This window comes from Aquimarina sp. MMG015 (assembly GCF_018100855.1).
Lineage (GTDB): Bacteria > Bacteroidota > Bacteroidia > Flavobacteriales > Flavobacteriaceae > Aquimarina > Aquimarina latercula.
Genome location: NZ_JAGJEB010000004.1, coordinates 1 through 16,003, shown reverse-complemented (window position 1 = coordinate 16,003; position 16,003 = coordinate 1). Strand labels below are relative to the sequence as shown.

Annotated in this window: 19 protein-coding genes; 3 read left to right on the top strand and 16 right to left on the bottom strand. The window is 29.9% G+C overall.

Annotated features, from left to right (window positions below):
- Positions 1-2 precede the first annotated feature (2 nt).
- Positions 3-416 carry a DUF6691 family protein gene (locus J8L88_RS08910; protein ID WP_027395844.1) on the top strand — a complete coding sequence of 138 codons (414 nt, stop codon included), beginning with the start codon at positions 3-5 and terminating at the stop codon, positions 414-416.
- On the opposite strand, the gene J8L88_RS08905 is transcribed toward J8L88_RS08910, so the two are convergent.
- The 15 genes from J8L88_RS08905 to J8L88_RS08835 all read right to left on the bottom strand — a co-directional run bounded on the left by J8L88_RS08905 (position 405) and on the right by J8L88_RS08835 (position 12,600).
- Positions 405-1,427: a 2-hydroxyacid dehydrogenase gene (locus J8L88_RS08905; protein ID WP_371813631.1), complete on the bottom strand. Its 1,023-nt coding sequence runs from the start codon at positions 1,425-1,427 to the stop codon at positions 405-407. The genes J8L88_RS08910 and J8L88_RS08905 overlap by 12 nt on opposite strands.
- Positions 1,390-2,061, bottom strand: coding sequence for a hypothetical protein (locus J8L88_RS08900; RefSeq protein ID WP_027395842.1), 672 nt, complete (start codon positions 2,059-2,061; stop codon positions 1,390-1,392). Before J8L88_RS08900 ends, J8L88_RS08905 begins: the two co-directional genes overlap by 38 nt.
- Complete coding sequence (locus J8L88_RS08895) at positions 2,058-2,555, bottom strand: hypothetical protein (protein WP_035086857.1); 498 nt, start codon at positions 2,553-2,555, stop codon at positions 2,058-2,060. Before J8L88_RS08895 ends, J8L88_RS08900 begins: the two co-directional genes overlap by 4 nt.
- Positions 2,556-2,579: 24 nt before the next feature.
- Positions 2,580-3,023 (bottom strand): hypothetical protein, encoded by a 444-nt coding sequence (locus tag J8L88_RS08890; protein WP_118389250.1) that lies wholly within the window; start codon positions 3,021-3,023, stop codon positions 2,580-2,582.
- A gap of 74 nt (positions 3,024-3,097) precedes the next feature.
- Positions 3,098-3,541 carry an Hsp20/alpha crystallin family protein gene (locus J8L88_RS08885; protein WP_027395839.1) on the bottom strand — a complete coding sequence of 148 codons (444 nt, stop codon included), beginning with the start codon at positions 3,539-3,541 and terminating at the stop codon, positions 3,098-3,100.
- Between the two features lie 90 nt (positions 3,542-3,631).
- Complete coding sequence (locus J8L88_RS08880; RefSeq protein ID WP_027395838.1) at positions 3,632-4,048, bottom strand: hypothetical protein; 417 nt, start codon at positions 4,046-4,048, stop codon at positions 3,632-3,634.
- A gap of 112 nt (positions 4,049-4,160) precedes the next feature.
- Positions 4,161-5,531, bottom strand: coding sequence for an MBL fold metallo-hydrolase RNA specificity domain-containing protein (locus J8L88_RS08875; RefSeq protein ID WP_211060560.1), 1,371 nt, complete (start codon positions 5,529-5,531; stop codon positions 4,161-4,163).
- 11 nt (positions 5,532-5,542) lie between these two features.
- Positions 5,543-6,385, bottom strand: a complete 843-nt coding sequence (locus tag J8L88_RS08870; RefSeq protein ID WP_027395836.1) for an ATP cone domain-containing protein — start codon at positions 6,383-6,385, stop codon at positions 5,543-5,545.
- Between the two features lie 58 nt (positions 6,386-6,443).
- Positions 6,444-6,869, bottom strand: coding sequence for a hypothetical protein (locus tag J8L88_RS08865; protein WP_027395835.1), 426 nt, complete (start codon positions 6,867-6,869; stop codon positions 6,444-6,446).
- Positions 6,870-6,881: 12 nt separating this feature from the next.
- Positions 6,882-7,733 carry a universal stress protein gene (locus J8L88_RS08860; protein WP_027395834.1) on the bottom strand — a complete coding sequence of 284 codons (852 nt, stop codon included), beginning with the start codon at positions 7,731-7,733 and terminating at the stop codon, positions 6,882-6,884.
- A 67-nt stretch (positions 7,734-7,800) separates the two neighbouring features.
- Positions 7,801-8,649 carry a universal stress protein gene (locus J8L88_RS08855; RefSeq protein ID WP_211060559.1) on the bottom strand — a complete coding sequence of 283 codons (849 nt, stop codon included), beginning with the start codon at positions 8,647-8,649 and terminating at the stop codon, positions 7,801-7,803.
- A 129-nt stretch (positions 8,650-8,778) separates the two neighbouring features.
- Positions 8,779-9,630 (bottom strand): universal stress protein, encoded by an 852-nt coding sequence (locus J8L88_RS08850; RefSeq protein WP_211060558.1) that lies wholly within the window; start codon positions 9,628-9,630, stop codon positions 8,779-8,781.
- 45 nt (positions 9,631-9,675) lie between these two features.
- Complete coding sequence (locus tag J8L88_RS08845) at positions 9,676-10,593, bottom strand: universal stress protein (RefSeq protein ID WP_211060557.1); 918 nt, start codon at positions 10,591-10,593, stop codon at positions 9,676-9,678.
- Between the two features lie 12 nt (positions 10,594-10,605).
- Entirely contained in the window at positions 10,606-11,454 is an 849-nt protein-coding gene (locus J8L88_RS08840) for a universal stress protein (RefSeq protein ID WP_211060556.1), read from the bottom strand.
- 234 nt (positions 11,455-11,688) lie between these two features.
- Positions 11,689-12,600, bottom strand: coding sequence for a universal stress protein (locus J8L88_RS08835; RefSeq protein ID WP_211060555.1), 912 nt, complete (start codon positions 12,598-12,600; stop codon positions 11,689-11,691).
- Between the two features lie 118 nt (positions 12,601-12,718).
- On the opposite strand from J8L88_RS08835, the gene J8L88_RS08830 reads away from it, so the two are divergent.
- Positions 12,719-15,121: a heavy metal translocating P-type ATPase metal-binding domain-containing protein gene (locus J8L88_RS08830; protein WP_211060554.1), complete on the top strand. Its 2,403-nt coding sequence runs from the start codon at positions 12,719-12,721 to the stop codon at positions 15,119-15,121.
- Positions 15,118-15,750: a pyridoxamine 5'-phosphate oxidase gene (pdxH, locus tag J8L88_RS08825; RefSeq protein ID WP_118389271.1), complete on the top strand. Its 633-nt coding sequence runs from the start codon at positions 15,118-15,120 to the stop codon at positions 15,748-15,750. Before J8L88_RS08830 ends, pdxH begins: the two co-directional genes overlap by 4 nt.
- A 41-nt stretch (positions 15,751-15,791) precedes the next feature.
- Here the strand turns inward: pdxH and J8L88_RS08820 are convergent, their stop codons facing one another.
- Positions 15,792-15,941 (bottom strand): hypothetical protein, encoded by a 150-nt coding sequence (locus J8L88_RS08820; RefSeq protein ID WP_155839795.1) that lies wholly within the window; start codon positions 15,939-15,941, stop codon positions 15,792-15,794.
- Between the last annotated feature and the right edge of the window lie 62 nt (positions 15,942-16,003).

Genomic DNA, 16,003 nt, shown 5'->3' with positions numbered 1-16,003 from the left:
ATATGCGTACAGTTGTATATTTAGTAATTGGTGTTTTTTTTGGAATTGTTTTGTTTAAATCAGAAGCTGCTTCGTGGTTTAGAATTTATGAAATGTTTCAATTTGGATCGTTTCATATGTATGGTATCATAGGATCCGCTGTAGGACTTGGTATTGTTATCGTTCAATTTATTAAAAGATATAAAGTGAGATCTTTTTTTGGAGATAAAATAGTTATTCTATCAAAAGAAAAAAGTTTTTATCGTTATATGATAGGAGGGATTATTTTTGGTCTAGGTTGGGCGTTAGCTGGAGCTTGTCCAGGACCAATGTTCGTTTTGTTAGGTGCAGGGTATTTACCAATTGTAATAGTGATCATAGCTTCCATCTTAGGAACATTTCTATACGGTTTGATTAAAGATAGGTTACCCCACTAATTCTGGAATGATTTCATTATCAGAAGCTTTATTTTGTTCCCAACAATTAATATTATAAAAGGTGGTTTCTGCTATGTTAGTTAATGCTTCGGTTGTTGCGAATGCTTGATGTGGAGTTATTAAAACATTGGGTAAATCTATTAATTGTTTCAATAACGAGTCATCAGGTTTATTTTTAGAGTGATCGTAGAAAAATAAATCGTGTTCATATTCATACACATCAGATCCATAAGCAGCGATTCTATTCCATTTTAAGGCTTCTATGAGTTCTAAAGTATTTACAACGGCTCCTCTAGAAATATTTATGATATATGCCTCTCTTTTCATTAGATGTATTAGGTCTGCATTAATCATATAATGAGTTTCTGAATTAAGAGGCATACTTAGCATAATAACATCAGATTGTTTACATAAATGCTCTAAAGAAACATATTTGATATTATTTGTTTGAGAAAAGTTGATGTCCTGATAAATATCAGTTGCAATTACATGGCAACCAAATCCTCGTAATATTTTTCCAATTACTTTTCCAATTCTACCAGTTCCAATAATACCAACTGTTTTATTGTAAAGATCAAATCCAATTAAATTACTTAGGGAAAAATTGTAATCATTGAACTGTTGATTTGATAAAATTAGTTTTCGGTTTAATGCTAATAACAATGCTATAGCATGTTCTGCAATTGCGTATGGAGAATAATCTGGGGTATGGGCTACCTTAATACCTAATTTTTTTGCAGTTCCTAAGTGTATGTTATCATAACCAGCAGATCGCAAGGTGATATATTTTATTCCGAATTCTTTTAATAATCGAAGTGTTTTTGAAGAAGCATCATCCGCGGAAAAAATCGAAACTACATCAAAACCTATAGCCATCATAGCCGTTTTGGAAGTAAGCCTTTCTGGGGCGTATTTTATCTGATGGATATCTTTGTTTGCTTTTTCAAGAAAAGGTATTTCAAAATCCTTGGCACTATAGATCAATATTTTCATTGGTAATTTCTTCTTCAATAATTAATAATTTCTGTCCTTTTAATGCCCAAATCAATACTTTTACGTAATCACTAACAGCCTTTTTTACGTTTTCGGGCTCTGTAATGTCGATAGATCCTTTCCAAATTAATTCTCTTTCTTTATCAGGGCATATGCAATACAAAGATGTTTCTGCGTGATAGATTTCATACTCTTCATAATAATCTTCTTCGTAGTAAATATCTTGGTTTTTGTAGTAATCATCTTTGAAATTTCTGAAATCTTTATCCATATTTCGATAAGCTTGTACTACGGTTAATCGATCTTCTACAGCTAATACTTTGGATAATAAAATAGCATCAAAGCCGGCTTCTAAAAGCTTACCTTCCATAGTTATTAGGTCTTCTTCTGTTTTTGGAGAATCGGTAAATGATTTTTGGAAGAAGTCAAGGCTTTTCTCTGATTTGACTCCATTTTTTTTGAGTGCTGCAGTGAGCTTTTTTTCGAATACTTTTCTCCCATCAAGATCAGAGGTCATGCCTATTACCAATACTTTGTTAGCCTCAAAACTTTCAATATCAGGATTTTTCCAAACTTCTATAAGTTCACTGGATGAGCAGCTTGTCAAGAATCCCAAGATTAACAAAATGATATATGTTTCTATTTTATTCATTGTTTCTTTTTTATTATTTGATTAAGTCGGTTCGTTACAACTTCTACATATGTAGATGTTTTTTCAATAATAGATTCTCCAGAAATCACATCTACATCTTTTAAAACAATATTACTGCTTCCAACTGTTGATAAAACGATAAGTTTATTTAGTTCGTTCGGATGATTCTTAATAAACTTTTTTACATTTTTTGGAGGACTACCATATTCCCATGAATTGATAAGTATTAAGGCATCCCATTTTTCAATATTTACTGTAAATAGTGTATATACATCGATTACTTTAAAATAAATAGTATCTTTTTCGTATTTTCTTAAAATTCCTTGAACTACTGAATCTTTAAATTTACTGCCCTGAGATGCTATTAAAATTTTTGTTTTAGCATTTTTGTTATTTACCTCAAAAGGAATAACAGTATCCATAGAATATGTATATTCATACCATGCCCAGACTCCGATTAAAAGAGCTATAACGGTGAACACTATTTTTTTCATTTTTTTCATCGAAAGCTTATCAAACTAATTAAGTAATTTCTTTTGTTTCTTTTTCTTAATAATATCCTTAACAAGATCAAAAGTTTCTCTTTTGTTTTTTTTATAATTATCAAAATAATTACTGATTTTTATTGATATTTCTTGATGCTCTTTTTTGTATTTTTTTTCTTCCTTTAGCTGATCAACACCGTCGATTAGTATAATGAGCTTATTACAGTGTTCAATCAGTTTTTTTAATATTGGATTAAGTTCTTTTTTCTTCTGATCTAGTTCTTTAATTAATTTGTTACTTTTTGCAAAAATCTTTTTTGAGATTATTGGTGAAGCAACATTTATAATAAGATCCGTTAAAAATGTAAGTTCATCTTTGATGAATTTTAGTTCAGAAATCCAATTCATGGAAATTTGATGCAATTCTTCTGCACTTTTCCATTCTATATATTTAGTATCTATAGGTTGTGGTTTCATTATTAATTTTATAATAAAACATTAAAAGGCAAAAAATAACTACATATAATTATCCTTCGCCTTTATGAATGAGATTAATCTATGGCGATTACTTTTTTAGGTAATTCTTTTGCCTCTTCTTTTTTTAATAGATTAAGAGTAAGAACTCCGTTATTGTATGTAGCTTTAATCTTTTCGTCTTGATCTATACTAGCAGGCATTTGTAACCTTCGATCAAAGGAACTGTAGTTAAATTCTCTACGGGCGTAATCGTTATCTTCTTCTACTTCTTCATTGCGTTTTTCTGCACAAATATGTAGCACATCATCTTCCAAGGTTATTTCAATATCTTTTTTTGAAAACCCAGGAACTGCAAGCTCAATTTCAAAATCGTCCGTACGTTCTTTTACATTCATTGCCGGTAGATTTCTATCTTTAACGAAAAAATCATCGGAAAAAAAGTTGTCAGTATCCATCCAATTGGAAACTTTGTCGTTAAACCACGGGAATCTGTTTTTGTTAAATTTAATTATTGACATAATGTTTAGGTTTTAATTATTAGTGTTTTAATTAATTGAAATAAAAGTAGTTAGTTGTTAGGTTGAATAAAATGACAATTATCAGCTTATTTAATTATTTTTGTTTTTTTTGAGAATTCCTCCTGCATATTGAAACACCTCTGATTTTAGTGCACGAAAGTTTTTGTAAAAATTGTAGAAATGATTTCGAAGTTCTTTATGCTCATCGAAATAATAATGATCACAGGAGATAGTGTCACATTCCAACATACCACCTAGTTCACTTTCATGTTTTCTTATTTTTTGGTGCAGTTTGCTGATTTCTTTCTCAATATTTTCGATTCCTTGTCTAAACTGCTGTAATCGTTCAAAAAGATTAGGAGTAGTTGGTTCGAAAACATAGGATTGTAATAGCTGATTGATAAACAATAGTTCTCCTTCTATAAACTGAAGGCTGGACTTCCATTCTAGAGTATCAAAATGGATATCCTTTAAGTCACTGCTCATTGTGTTTGTTTCAGTTGTCATAGTTTAATTTTTAATGGTTACTAAAAGAATGATTATTATATCATATTTATAGTAGTAAATTAGCTAATGATTAAAACCTGAAAAATGATAATGGTCACGTTTCTAATATATTTCAAACAGTAATATTTAGGACCTCATGGAGCTTAGGGATATGTGTTTTCCAATTTAAAGTATGTTTTAATTTGGTGTCAAATGCTTCCGATGCAGATGGCTCTCCGTGGATTAGAAAAACCTTTTCAGGGATGTTTTTGATCTTACTTACCCAATCTAATAATTCATATTGATCAGCATGAGCTGATAGACTTTCTATATGATGTATTTCTGCTTTTACAGTATAATATTTACCATATAATTTGATTTCATGAACTCCATCTTGTAATTGTCTGCCTCTTGTACCTTCAGCTTGATATCCTGCTAAAAGAATAGAAGTATTTGTATTATCTACAAGCTGTTTTAGGTATGTTAATACTCTGCCCCCAGTTACCATTCCACTTCCGGCAATTACAATTTTGGGTCTGAGATTATCAATTACTTCCCAAGTTTCTTTGTATGATGTAACAATATTGATATGATCACATAAAGAATTATAATCTTGTTTGGATAATTTATGCCAATCCGAAAATTTTTCAAATACGGATAATACGTTACTTCCCATCGGGCTATCTACATAGATTGGGATATTGGGGATTCGATTTTTTTGATATAACTTCCACAAAAGGTACATTAAAGTTTGTAAACGTTCTACAGCAAAAGAAGGTATAATTAACGTTCCTTGTTTATATAATGTTTCTTTGATTAATCCAATTAGTTTCTCTTCAATATCTTGATCTTGATGAAGTTTATTACCATAGGTACTTTCTATAAAAAGAAAATCTGCCCATTCCGGTTTTTCAGGAGGCTTAAGTAGTAGATCTTTTGGTCTCCCTATATCACCTGAGAAAACGAAATCTTTTCCGAAAAGATGTAATTCTATAAAACACGCACCGATAATATGTCCGTTATATCTAAATCTAAATTCAATATCTTTTGATAAAGAAAACCAGATGTCTTTTTCTCTAGCTTTAAAATGATGTACTGTTTTTTCGACTTCTTTTATGGTGTAAAAAGGTAATGTTGGATCATGTTTAGAGTATCCTTCTCTATTAGCCCTATCTGCTTCTTCTTCATTAATTTTTGCGCTGTCCTTCAGAATGATTTCTGTAATTGCAAGGGTTGGTGCTGTTCCAATGATTTCACCATTGAACCCTTGTTGAATTAATCTAGGAAGATACCCTGTATGATCTAGATGTCCGTGAGTTAATAGAACTATATCAATTTCTGAAGCTTTAATTGGTAATTGTGTCCAGTTTAGCTTTCTTAATTCCTTAATGCCTTGAAACATACCACAGTCAATTAATATGTTTTTTTGTGGAGTTTCTATATAGATTTTTGATCCAGTCACAGTTCCTGCTGCTCCAAGAAATTGAATTTTAATAGATGGCATATATTAATGTTTTATAAATCACATAACATTTTTATCTCATTTAGTATTTTTTGTTTTCTGTTTTCAGAAATTCCTAAATGGTCAAGGTAAAATACATCTCCTTTTAGTTGTTGATAAAGAACAACATCTCTACTTAGCAAAAACTGTTTTTCGCGATTGGTAAGAATTGTGGATACTGTAATGGGATATAATCCTAAGCGATCGACTCGATCTTTAAGGCCATTCCCGTTAGGATAATCCCAACTAAGTAAATGTAAACCGATACAACTACCGTATTGAATAGCGTCTTTTGTGAATCTAGTATTAGTAACAACCCAACCTTGATTAGGAATTAATGGATCTTTTTCTTTGTCTCCAAAGTGCGCAATGATATCTTGATATCTAGAATAAATATATAATGGAATTTTAACATTGCAGTTACGCCCTTCTTCACTATGAAACTTACATTCAATTATAATGAAATCCGAGTTTTTCTTTGCGATAATATCAACTTCATGAGTAACGCATTTGCCAGAAACAATTTGTCCTACTTGAACCTGATATCCAGAAAATTTTAATACAGCGGCTACAAACCGTTCAAAAGGAAATCCAGTAGGGCCTAATTCATAGATGGCTTTTTTAAGTTTATATTTTGAAGCAAATACAGTTTTTTCCTTCTTTAATAATGAAAAAGCCCTATTGTAAATCTCTTTTGTAGAAATCCCTTGATATAATTCATCTTTTACAGTGTCAACAATATGTTTTATTGTTTTGTTATCTGCTCCGCTTCTACTAAGTGAACTCTTTAATTTACTCAATGAAAACTTCACTTTTTTACCAGAAGATTTTCTGATATTGAAATCTTCATTTTTCATAGATTTAAAAGCTTAAAAGTTTAATACATTAGAATTCTTAGATAAGTATGAAGGATACTTATCTAAGAATATGTGACTTATTATTTTTGTAATAATCTCTTATCAAAGCTTTCGTTTGGTTTTCGGTCAAACTATCTGATTTAAGAACAGCTTTTACTTTTTTACTAAGACTATAATAATTTTCATCTAATTCTTTTTTGAATTTTTCTCCAGCTTCTGCTGGGCCATAAATTACAATAGCATCAGAGTCTTTAATAAGAGGGATAATCTTTTTAAAATAAGATTTGAATTGATGTTTTTCACGTTCTAAGAATTTGCTGTCCTGAACAACATCTTGAGGTCCACCTTTTATTTTAGTTCCAGAACCTCCATGTATTCTGTAATCTTCTATTTCCGAAAAAATTGTAATCATTTCTTCGTTGTTTTCTTTTACGTTGATGATATAAGCTTTTTCCTTATCCATCCATATTCCTATGTTTTTCATAATCAATTTGATTTAATTTTTAATATCGTGTAATGCTAATACTGGTACTTTAGAATAGTATCCTAAATTTTTAACCAGGGGTCTGGAAAATATACTTCCGAAGAAAGAATGTTTTCTGTTTATAAAAGTAATCAGATCACTATTTCTACTTTCTACAAAAGCACTGAGTCCTCCTTTTACATCTACATTATGTAGCGTATGAAATGTGTGAGGTATATGTTCAAAATATTCTTTTAACAAGTTTTGATTATTTATTTGCTCTTCATCTAAAGTATCTTCTTCAGAAACGTGTAAAAAACGTATAGCTGCATTGCTAATTTTTGCAATTTCAATTAGATATTGTAATTCTCGACGTTTTACTTGTGTCTTGTAATCAGTAGGAAACACGATTTCTTTTGGTTCTTTGTAGATTGTATTTTCAGGAATTGTCATCACTGGACAGTTTCTTATTTTCTCCATGACCTGAATAGCATTACTACCGTATATAATATCACTTGCGTTTGTGGATCCTTTAGTTCCCATGATTACCATTTCGATATCTTGTTTATTTACTATATCTTTTATACTTTCTAGTAAACTATTGAATTGAGAAATCATAATAAACTTATGATTTGTAGATTCATCTCTAAAAGAAAGGCGTTGTAATATTTTTCCTAATCCTTTTTCTGATTTTTCCTTAGCTTCGTCATACATCTTTTCTCCTGGTTCAGGAATCATCATACTTTCTAAGGCATATCCAGTAGCATTAAATGCATTAAGAATATAAAAATCACATTCTTCATTTTTATATAATTCGATTGCGTAACTTATTGCGTTCCATGCATTTTTAGAAAAATCCGTTGGTAATAAAATTTTCTTTTTCATCAGATCGGTTTTTAAAGATTAATGAGATAAATATATAATTGATCATAGTTAAAAAATATGATAATTATCAGGTAGCATCAGGAATTACCAAAAAAGGTATGGATGGATGGAATCCTATTTTTTTAATTACAGGTTCATGTGTTATGGTTTCTATTAAACTATGTTTGTAATTAATCATAATAGCCAAGTTGATATCAAATTCATCAATGAATTCATTGATTAGTGAAGTCTTTTGTCCAGTTTTAGAAATCCAATGTATACTATGGGTGAATTTTGAAAGATGTCGTTTCAATAGATTATAATTATATTCTTGTATATCGTCTAAATTTTCATCTTCGTTGATATGAAAAATACGTATGTTGGAATCAAATAAAGAGGCGATATCCAATAATGGCTTTATTTCTGCTTCTAGATAAAAACGTTTAAAATCAGTAGGAAATGCAATTTCTATTGGTTTATCAAAATCAAACTCATTAGGAACAATTAAAACAGGACAATGTTTTATTTTTTGTACCACTTTTACGGTATTACTTCCCATAAAAAGAGAGGCAGCACCAGTAACTCCTTTTGTACCCATAACGACCAAATCAATATCCTTATTTTTGATAGTTTTGTTAATTGTTTCCGTTAAATCTTTTGATATAGAGATAGTTTCGAAGGTATGTTTAAGATCTTCCGAATCTCTAACGATTGAATGAAATGTTGTTGCTAGGGAGTCACTGGACTTAGTGCTTAACTCTTGATATAAATCATCTCCTTTGCTAGTATCAATTCTTCCAGTAAGTAGTGGTGTGTTAACTTCGAAAGTATTAAGAATATAAAATTGACACGGTTGATTCTGGAATAATCTTGTAGCATAAAAAAGAGCACTATATGCGTTGTCTGAAAAATCGGTGGGAACAAGTATTCTTTTCATTGTTTTTTAGTTTTGTTTATTTACTATAAAAGTATTTTTTAAACACTATGAATACTATGATAATTCTCATATTTGAAATAAAATAACAGTACCTTTTTGGAGGTGATTACTAATTAATTATCTCTATAGTTAGATATGATCTGCGGGAATTACTAGGAAAGGAATTTTGGTGTGGAATGTTATTTTTTTGATAACAGCTTCTCTGGTTAGACGTTCAATAAAATTATGCTTATATGTAATCATTGCTAATAGGTCTATTTCTTGTTCTTCTATGAAAGATTGAATTCCAATTTCTATATTAGAAGAATCTGGTATCATGTGAAAATCAAATTTCACATTTCTGAAAAAGCCCTCTAGAGTGGTGGTGTTATAATGTTGTACTGTATTTAGTTTTGATCCATCGTAAACACGGACCATTTTTACAGTGGCATTATTGTGTTTGGCTAAATCAATAATTGGATTAATTTCTGATTTATAATAAATCCTTTCGAAATTTGTAGCAAATGCTATATTATTGATTGGCTTAAAAATTACATCTTCAGGAATTATAAGGATAGGGGAGTTAAATTCACTTTCTAAAACTCTTTTTACAGTACTTCCTAAAAATAATTGTTTCGAATTTGAAACTTTTTTGGAACCCATTAGAATCAAGTCAAACTTGTACTGTGCAGTCATTTGTCTTAAAACTTTGGTTAATGAACCAGGTTTAGAAACTGTTTGAAATGTATGATTTTTAGAGAGTTTGGTGTTTTGAATATCTTCTAGAGTTTTTTTTAATCGATCTTCTGACATTATCTTGATAGATGTATAGAAATTACCAACTCTTTGTGAGCTTATCGTAGTAACTAATTGGGCAGAATTTAGATCATACGTATTAAGAATATGAAGTTCGCAAGGAATGTTCTTATATAATTCAAGGATATATACAAGAGCATTCCAAGCTTTGTTAGAAAAATCTGTTGTTACTAATATTTTTTTCATCTTTCTATAACGTATTCTTATTCACCTAACTATTCTGACTTTTTGTTATATGATTATATCTTGGTTCTCTTTTTCTTTTCCCTTTATGTCGATGTGATCACTTTTTTTATTTGATCCTATTCTTTTTTCTGAAGGGATTACTAAAAATGGAATGTTAGTGTGATGTGCTATTTGATTAATTACAGGTTTAAACAAAAGGTTTTCAAAAAAAGAATGTTTATTATGTACCATAACAAGCATATTTATGATATTCATTTTTTGGAAATCTTCAATCGCTTCTATAACATCCATGCCATCTGCAATATGAAAAATATGAGCATTGTTTTTAAAATAGTTATCCACGAAATCTTTTATCTTTTCCTGATCTTTATCTAATGGGATACCATAATATGCATTAAGAATATGTAGTCTTGATGTGTGATTATCACAGATGTTTTTTATAAAAGAAAGATATTTATTAGTTGGACTAAGGTAATAATCTGTAGGGAAGAGGATTTCTTTTGGTTCTTCAAACTCGAAACCAGAAGGCACTGCTAATACAGGACATGTTACATTTTTGATTGTATACATGGTATGGGTTCCAATAAATATTTCTTTGGCACCTGTTGTTCCTTTGGTCCCCATTACGATCAAATCTATATCATAACGCTCTACTGTATCTTTAATCTCATTAATCAACATATTAAAGGCAGAAATTCTTTCAAAACTATGTTTTGAGTTGTTGAACTCTTCTTTTATTTTAGTCTCTATAAGTTCGATCTCTTTTTCTGAATTCATCCTTGCGATATCTTCCAAACCATATGGCATTGGATTTTCTATAAGATACCCTACGTTATAAGATACTGGTGTAAAGGTGTTAAGGAGGTAAAATGTGCATTTTTCGTTTCTGAAAAATTGCATCGCATATCGTATTGCGTTATATGCATTGTCAGAAAAATCAGTTGGTAATAGAATCCGTTTCATAATTCTTGTAATTTAATTTCGTTGTAAATTTTGCATAGTTAGAAATGGTATTTTTATATGTAACCCAATCTGATCTATGGTGGATTGGTGTAATACACATTCAAGATATGAATGTCTAGAGTTTACCATAACTAACATGTTGATTTCGTTTTTTTCAATGAATTGATTTGTAGCCGTAGTTACATCTTTATCATCAATAGTATGAAAGAACATTTCTGCATCTGGTAAACATTCTCGAATAAAGACTTTATTATCTTCTTGTCGAATAGAAAGTTTTTTATATTTTGACACATATAAAAAATTAATAGAAGATCTAAAACTTTTAGACAATGTACTGAGTAATTTTAATTCTCGTCTTTTATAAGGCAACATATAATCTGTAGGAAAAAGAATGTTTTTTGGTTGTTGATACTTATAATTTTCTGGTATTACTAATACAGGAGATTTTACATATTTAAGTACTTGTAATGTATTGCTCCCAAATGTGATGTCACGATCATCTGTTTTACCTTTGGTGCCCATAATAACGATGTCTATATTTTCTCGATCTACGAGATCATTAGATTCATCTACAAGTGTTCCAAAAATTGATAAGATTTTATATTCATGCCTAGGGTTTGGAGAAATCGTAAGCAGTGTAGATTGTATTTTTTCTAACTGGTTATCAGAGTTTTTGTGTGTCTGTTCTTTTAGTTTTTCTAAAGTTTCTCTAGAAACTAGCTCATTGCTATCATATACTTCATCTGCATAGGCATGAAAGATAAAAAACTCACTCTTTTCATATTTAAATAGCTCTGTTGCATATTTAATTGCATTCATTGCATTTTCTGAAAAATCGGTGGGAATTAATATTTTTCTCATTATTCTAACTATTATTAGTTGTTTTCTCAAAACTAGAGAAGAATAGAATTTAAAACTATGACTTTTATCAGCTACTTACTTTTAAAAGATCAGTTATCCTGATTGATAATTAATATGCTTTGGTTGTTTTCTAATAAAAAATATGAAGATATAAACAACAACTTTGATTGTTATAATTGGTCATTATTAGTAATAATAATGACCAATTATTCTTATTTAAGAAAGTTTGAAATACTATTTAATTTCTTCTAGTTTAGAATTACTTTTTATAGTCTTAGAAAGGGCAGAACTAATACCCAATTCAGGAATTACCATTAAGGGTATTTGCGTATGGAATGCCATATTTTTAATTACAGGTTCTCTAGTAAGTCTGTCCATAAAGCTATGTTTATAATTTAGCATAGCAAGTAGATAAATGTCAAGCTCTTCAGAGAAAACCTGTATTGATTTTGAAATTGAGTCGCTTTTAGAAAGGGTGTGTTGATAATAGGTAATGTCTTTAAAGTATTTTTGAAGCATTCTTAAATTAAATTTTTGTTCTTCTGTTAGAACGCCCTTTTGTTGTTGTATATAAACTATTCTAATGGTTGCGTCAAATGATTTTGCTAATTCTACTATAGGTTGAAGCTCTTCTTTGCTATAGAAATGAGTGAAATCTGTAGCAAATGTAATCTCCGATGGTTTTGATATAAAGGTAAAGTTTTCGGGAACGGCTATAACAGGACAATTTTTGATAGTATTAATAATACGAACAGTATTACTACCCATAAATACCTCTTTTGTTCCGGATGCACCTTTTGTTCCCATAATGACAAGATCTATTTTTTTAGATTTCACAAACTCTTGTATTACTTCAGTTAGCGTTCCAAACGATGCAATGATATTAAACTTATGTCTTTCATTGATGGTAGTGTGTTTAATAGTTTTCTTTATATGTTCTAGGTTGGTTATAGCATTCGTTTTTATAGTATTTTCAATACTTCGCTTGTGAGGTACATCGGAAATATGCACTGATTCATAAATAATCTTACTATAAGCATTTAATAGAAAGAAGATACAGTCTTCATCTTTAAAGAGTTCTGTAGCGTAGTCAATAGCATTCCAAGAATTGTCAGAAAAATCAGTTGGTAATAGAATCCGTTTCATCATCAGTAGTTTTAAAGTGATATTCCAAAACTAAATCTTCGTTAGAGCTAAAACTATGATTTTTATCATATTATATACTTGTTGTCTTTTTCATTTTTGTATTTCAAATTAGATACTTATGATAGAATCTACATGTTATCATTGTGGAAGTGATTGTGATGCTGTATTAGGAATTACGTACGATCAGAAAACATTCTGCTGTAATGGATGTAAAACAGTATATGATATTTTTTCTAGTAATAATTTAGATTGTTATTATGATCTACAATCTGCACCTGGTAACATTCCTAAAGAGATTGAAAAAAAATATAATTATCTTGATACTATTTCTATCGCAGAAAAATTAATTGAGTTTAGTGATGATACTACAGCAATTTGTACACTTTATATTCCTGATATACATTGTAGCTCATGTATTTGGGTTTTAGAGAATCTACATAAGTTAGAACCTTCTATTATTAATTCACAGGTCAATTTTCCAAAGAAGACAGTTCGAATCACCTTTAATAAAGAAAAATCATCGCTAAAAAAAGTTATTATACTTCTTAATTCAATTGGTTATGAGCCATATATAAGCTTAGATGATTATTCAGAAGGTAAAAAGAATAATATCAGAAGTTTGATATATAAGTTAGGAATTGCTGGATTTGCATTTGGTAATGTTATGTTTTTATCTTTTCCTGAGTATTTTGAGGTATCAGAATATTGGTTAGAACAGTATAAACATGTATTCCGTTGGTTAATGTTTGCCTTCTCGTTACCTGTTGTTTTCTATGCAGCTCAGGATTATTTTATTTCTGCATATAAGGGACTAAAATCTAAAATATTGAATATAGATGTGCCTATAGCATTGGGTATTGCAGTACTTTTTATTCGAAGCACCTCTGAAATTATATTTGATTTGGGAACAGGCTTTTTTGATAGTTTGACTGGGTTGGTGTTTTTCTTATTGTTAGGTAAATTTTTTCAACAAAAAACCTATTCTTTTTTATCTTTTGAAAGAGATTATAAATCCTATTTTCCAATTGCAGTTACAAGATTAGTTCGTACTAAAAACAATAAGAAATATATTGAAGAAGGTATTCAGCTGTATGACATCAAAGAAGGTGACCGATTGCTTATACGTAATGAAGAGTTAATACCTGTAGATGCTGTATTGATTAAAGGAAGAGCAAGAATCGATTATAGTTTTGTAACCGGAGAAAGTGAATGGATTGACAAAGTATCAGGTGATAAACTCTTTGCAGGAGGAAAGCAATTGTATGGAGCTATAGAAATTGAAGCCACTAAAACTATAGAACAAAGTTATCTTACGAGTTTATGGAGTAATGATGTATTTAAAAAAGATAAGTCTATCGGTTTTACTAATCTAACAGATGCGGTTAGTAAATATTTCACACTTATTATTTTGAGCATTGCCGTAATCACAACCCTTTTTTGGTTCTTTATTGATGTCAATAAAGCTATTAATGTTTTTACTGCTGTTTTGATTATTGCTTGTCCTTGTGCATTGGCGTTAGCTAGACCTTTTGCTTTAGGGAATATGTTGCGGATTTTTGGAAAAAATAAATTTTATTTAAGGAATGCGGATGTAATAGAGCGATTAGCTCAAATGGATAGTATAATATTTGATAAAACTGGAACTATTACTACTAATACTGAAAGTAATATCGAGTATCAGGGAGTCGAGTTAACTTCTGAAGAAGAATCATTACTTAAAAATAGCCTAAGAGCTTCTAATCATCCGCTAAGTAGAGCATTATATAAAATACTAGAAGATCACGATATTTATACGCTTGATGAATATCAGGAACACATAGGAAAAGGAATTGAGGCCAAGATATCTGAAAGTACTATTAAAATAGGTTCTTCGAACTTTGTTGGAAATAATCAATTTTCAGAAACACAAAACACCAATGTGCACATAAGTACGAATGATAAATATAAAGGGAGATATGTTTTTCATAACCAATACAGAAAGAATATTAAGAATGTTTTTGATATTCTTAATAGCGGATATAAACTATCTATTCTTTCTGGAGATAACGAAGGAGAAAGAGAACATTTGAAAAATATACTTCCAGAAAAAACGACATTAAAGTTTAATCATAAGCCAGATGATAAATTAGATTATATCAAATCATTACAAGAATCTGGACAAAAAGTAATTATGATAGGCGATGGTCTTAATGATGCAGGTGCTTTGGCGCAAAGTAATGTAGGGATTGCTATTTCCGAGAATGTGAATGTTTTTTCTCCAGCCTGCGATGCTATTTTAGATGCTTCGCAATTTGACAAAATTCCACAATATTTAATAATTTCTAGAAAGACAATGAAGGTCATTAAATCAAGTTTTGTTTTATCTTTCTTATATAATGTTATAGGGTTGTATTTTGCTGTTACTGGGCAACTATCTCCTATTGTGGCGGCTATACTAATGCCGTTAAGCTCTATTTCTGTAATTATTTATGTAACCATTTTAACCAATTATATCGGAAGAAAGATAAAACTCAAACAATGATGTATAGATCTGATGATCACAATCCAATAGAACATTTTCAGAAATGGTTTTTTGAAGTAGATAAATCATATCCCGAAGATGAAACGAACGCCATGATATTGTCGACAAAAGGTTTGGATGGTTTTCCTAAAAGTAGGGTAGTATTGCTTAAAAAATTTACTTGGGAAGGGTTTCTGTTTTTTACAAACTACAATAGCGAAAAAGGAAAAGCTATCGCAAATGACAGTAAAGTTTCTTTACTGTTTAATTGGGTGAACTCAAAACGCCAAATATTAATTTTAGGCAGGGCAGAGAAGCTTTCAGAAAATATTTCAGAAGGATATTTTGAATCTCGTCCAGAAGGAAGTAAATTAAGTGCTTGGGTATCTAATCAAAGCGAAGTAATCGTTTCTCGAAACGTATTAGAGGAACGTTTGAAAAAATATAGAATTCAATTTAGGAATAAAGAAATTACTAAACCTGATTATTGGGGTGGATATATTGTTAAGCCACATTATTTAGAATTTATGAAACAAGATTTGATAGCTGATGTTACCAGTATCGTTAATTATAAAATAACATTGGATCATAGTTGGGAGAAAGAAGAATGGTTTAGAAAAGATGTAGAGTTTAGTGGATATAAAAAATAAAACTGAATTATGGTATAAACTCCATAATTCAGTTTATTGTTTTATCGTTCAACTTGGTAAGTGTACCGTTTGTTTCCAGTAATAATATTTCCTTCATAATCGTAGAATTGCGTGATATAATTTACGAATCTGCTATATTGCGGAGTACCACTATTTCGTGATATGTTTCGTATGTTTTGTAAAGTTCTCATGATGATTAGTTTTTGATTGATGAATAATTAGATTTCCGAATTACCTATAACGTCTTTTAGCA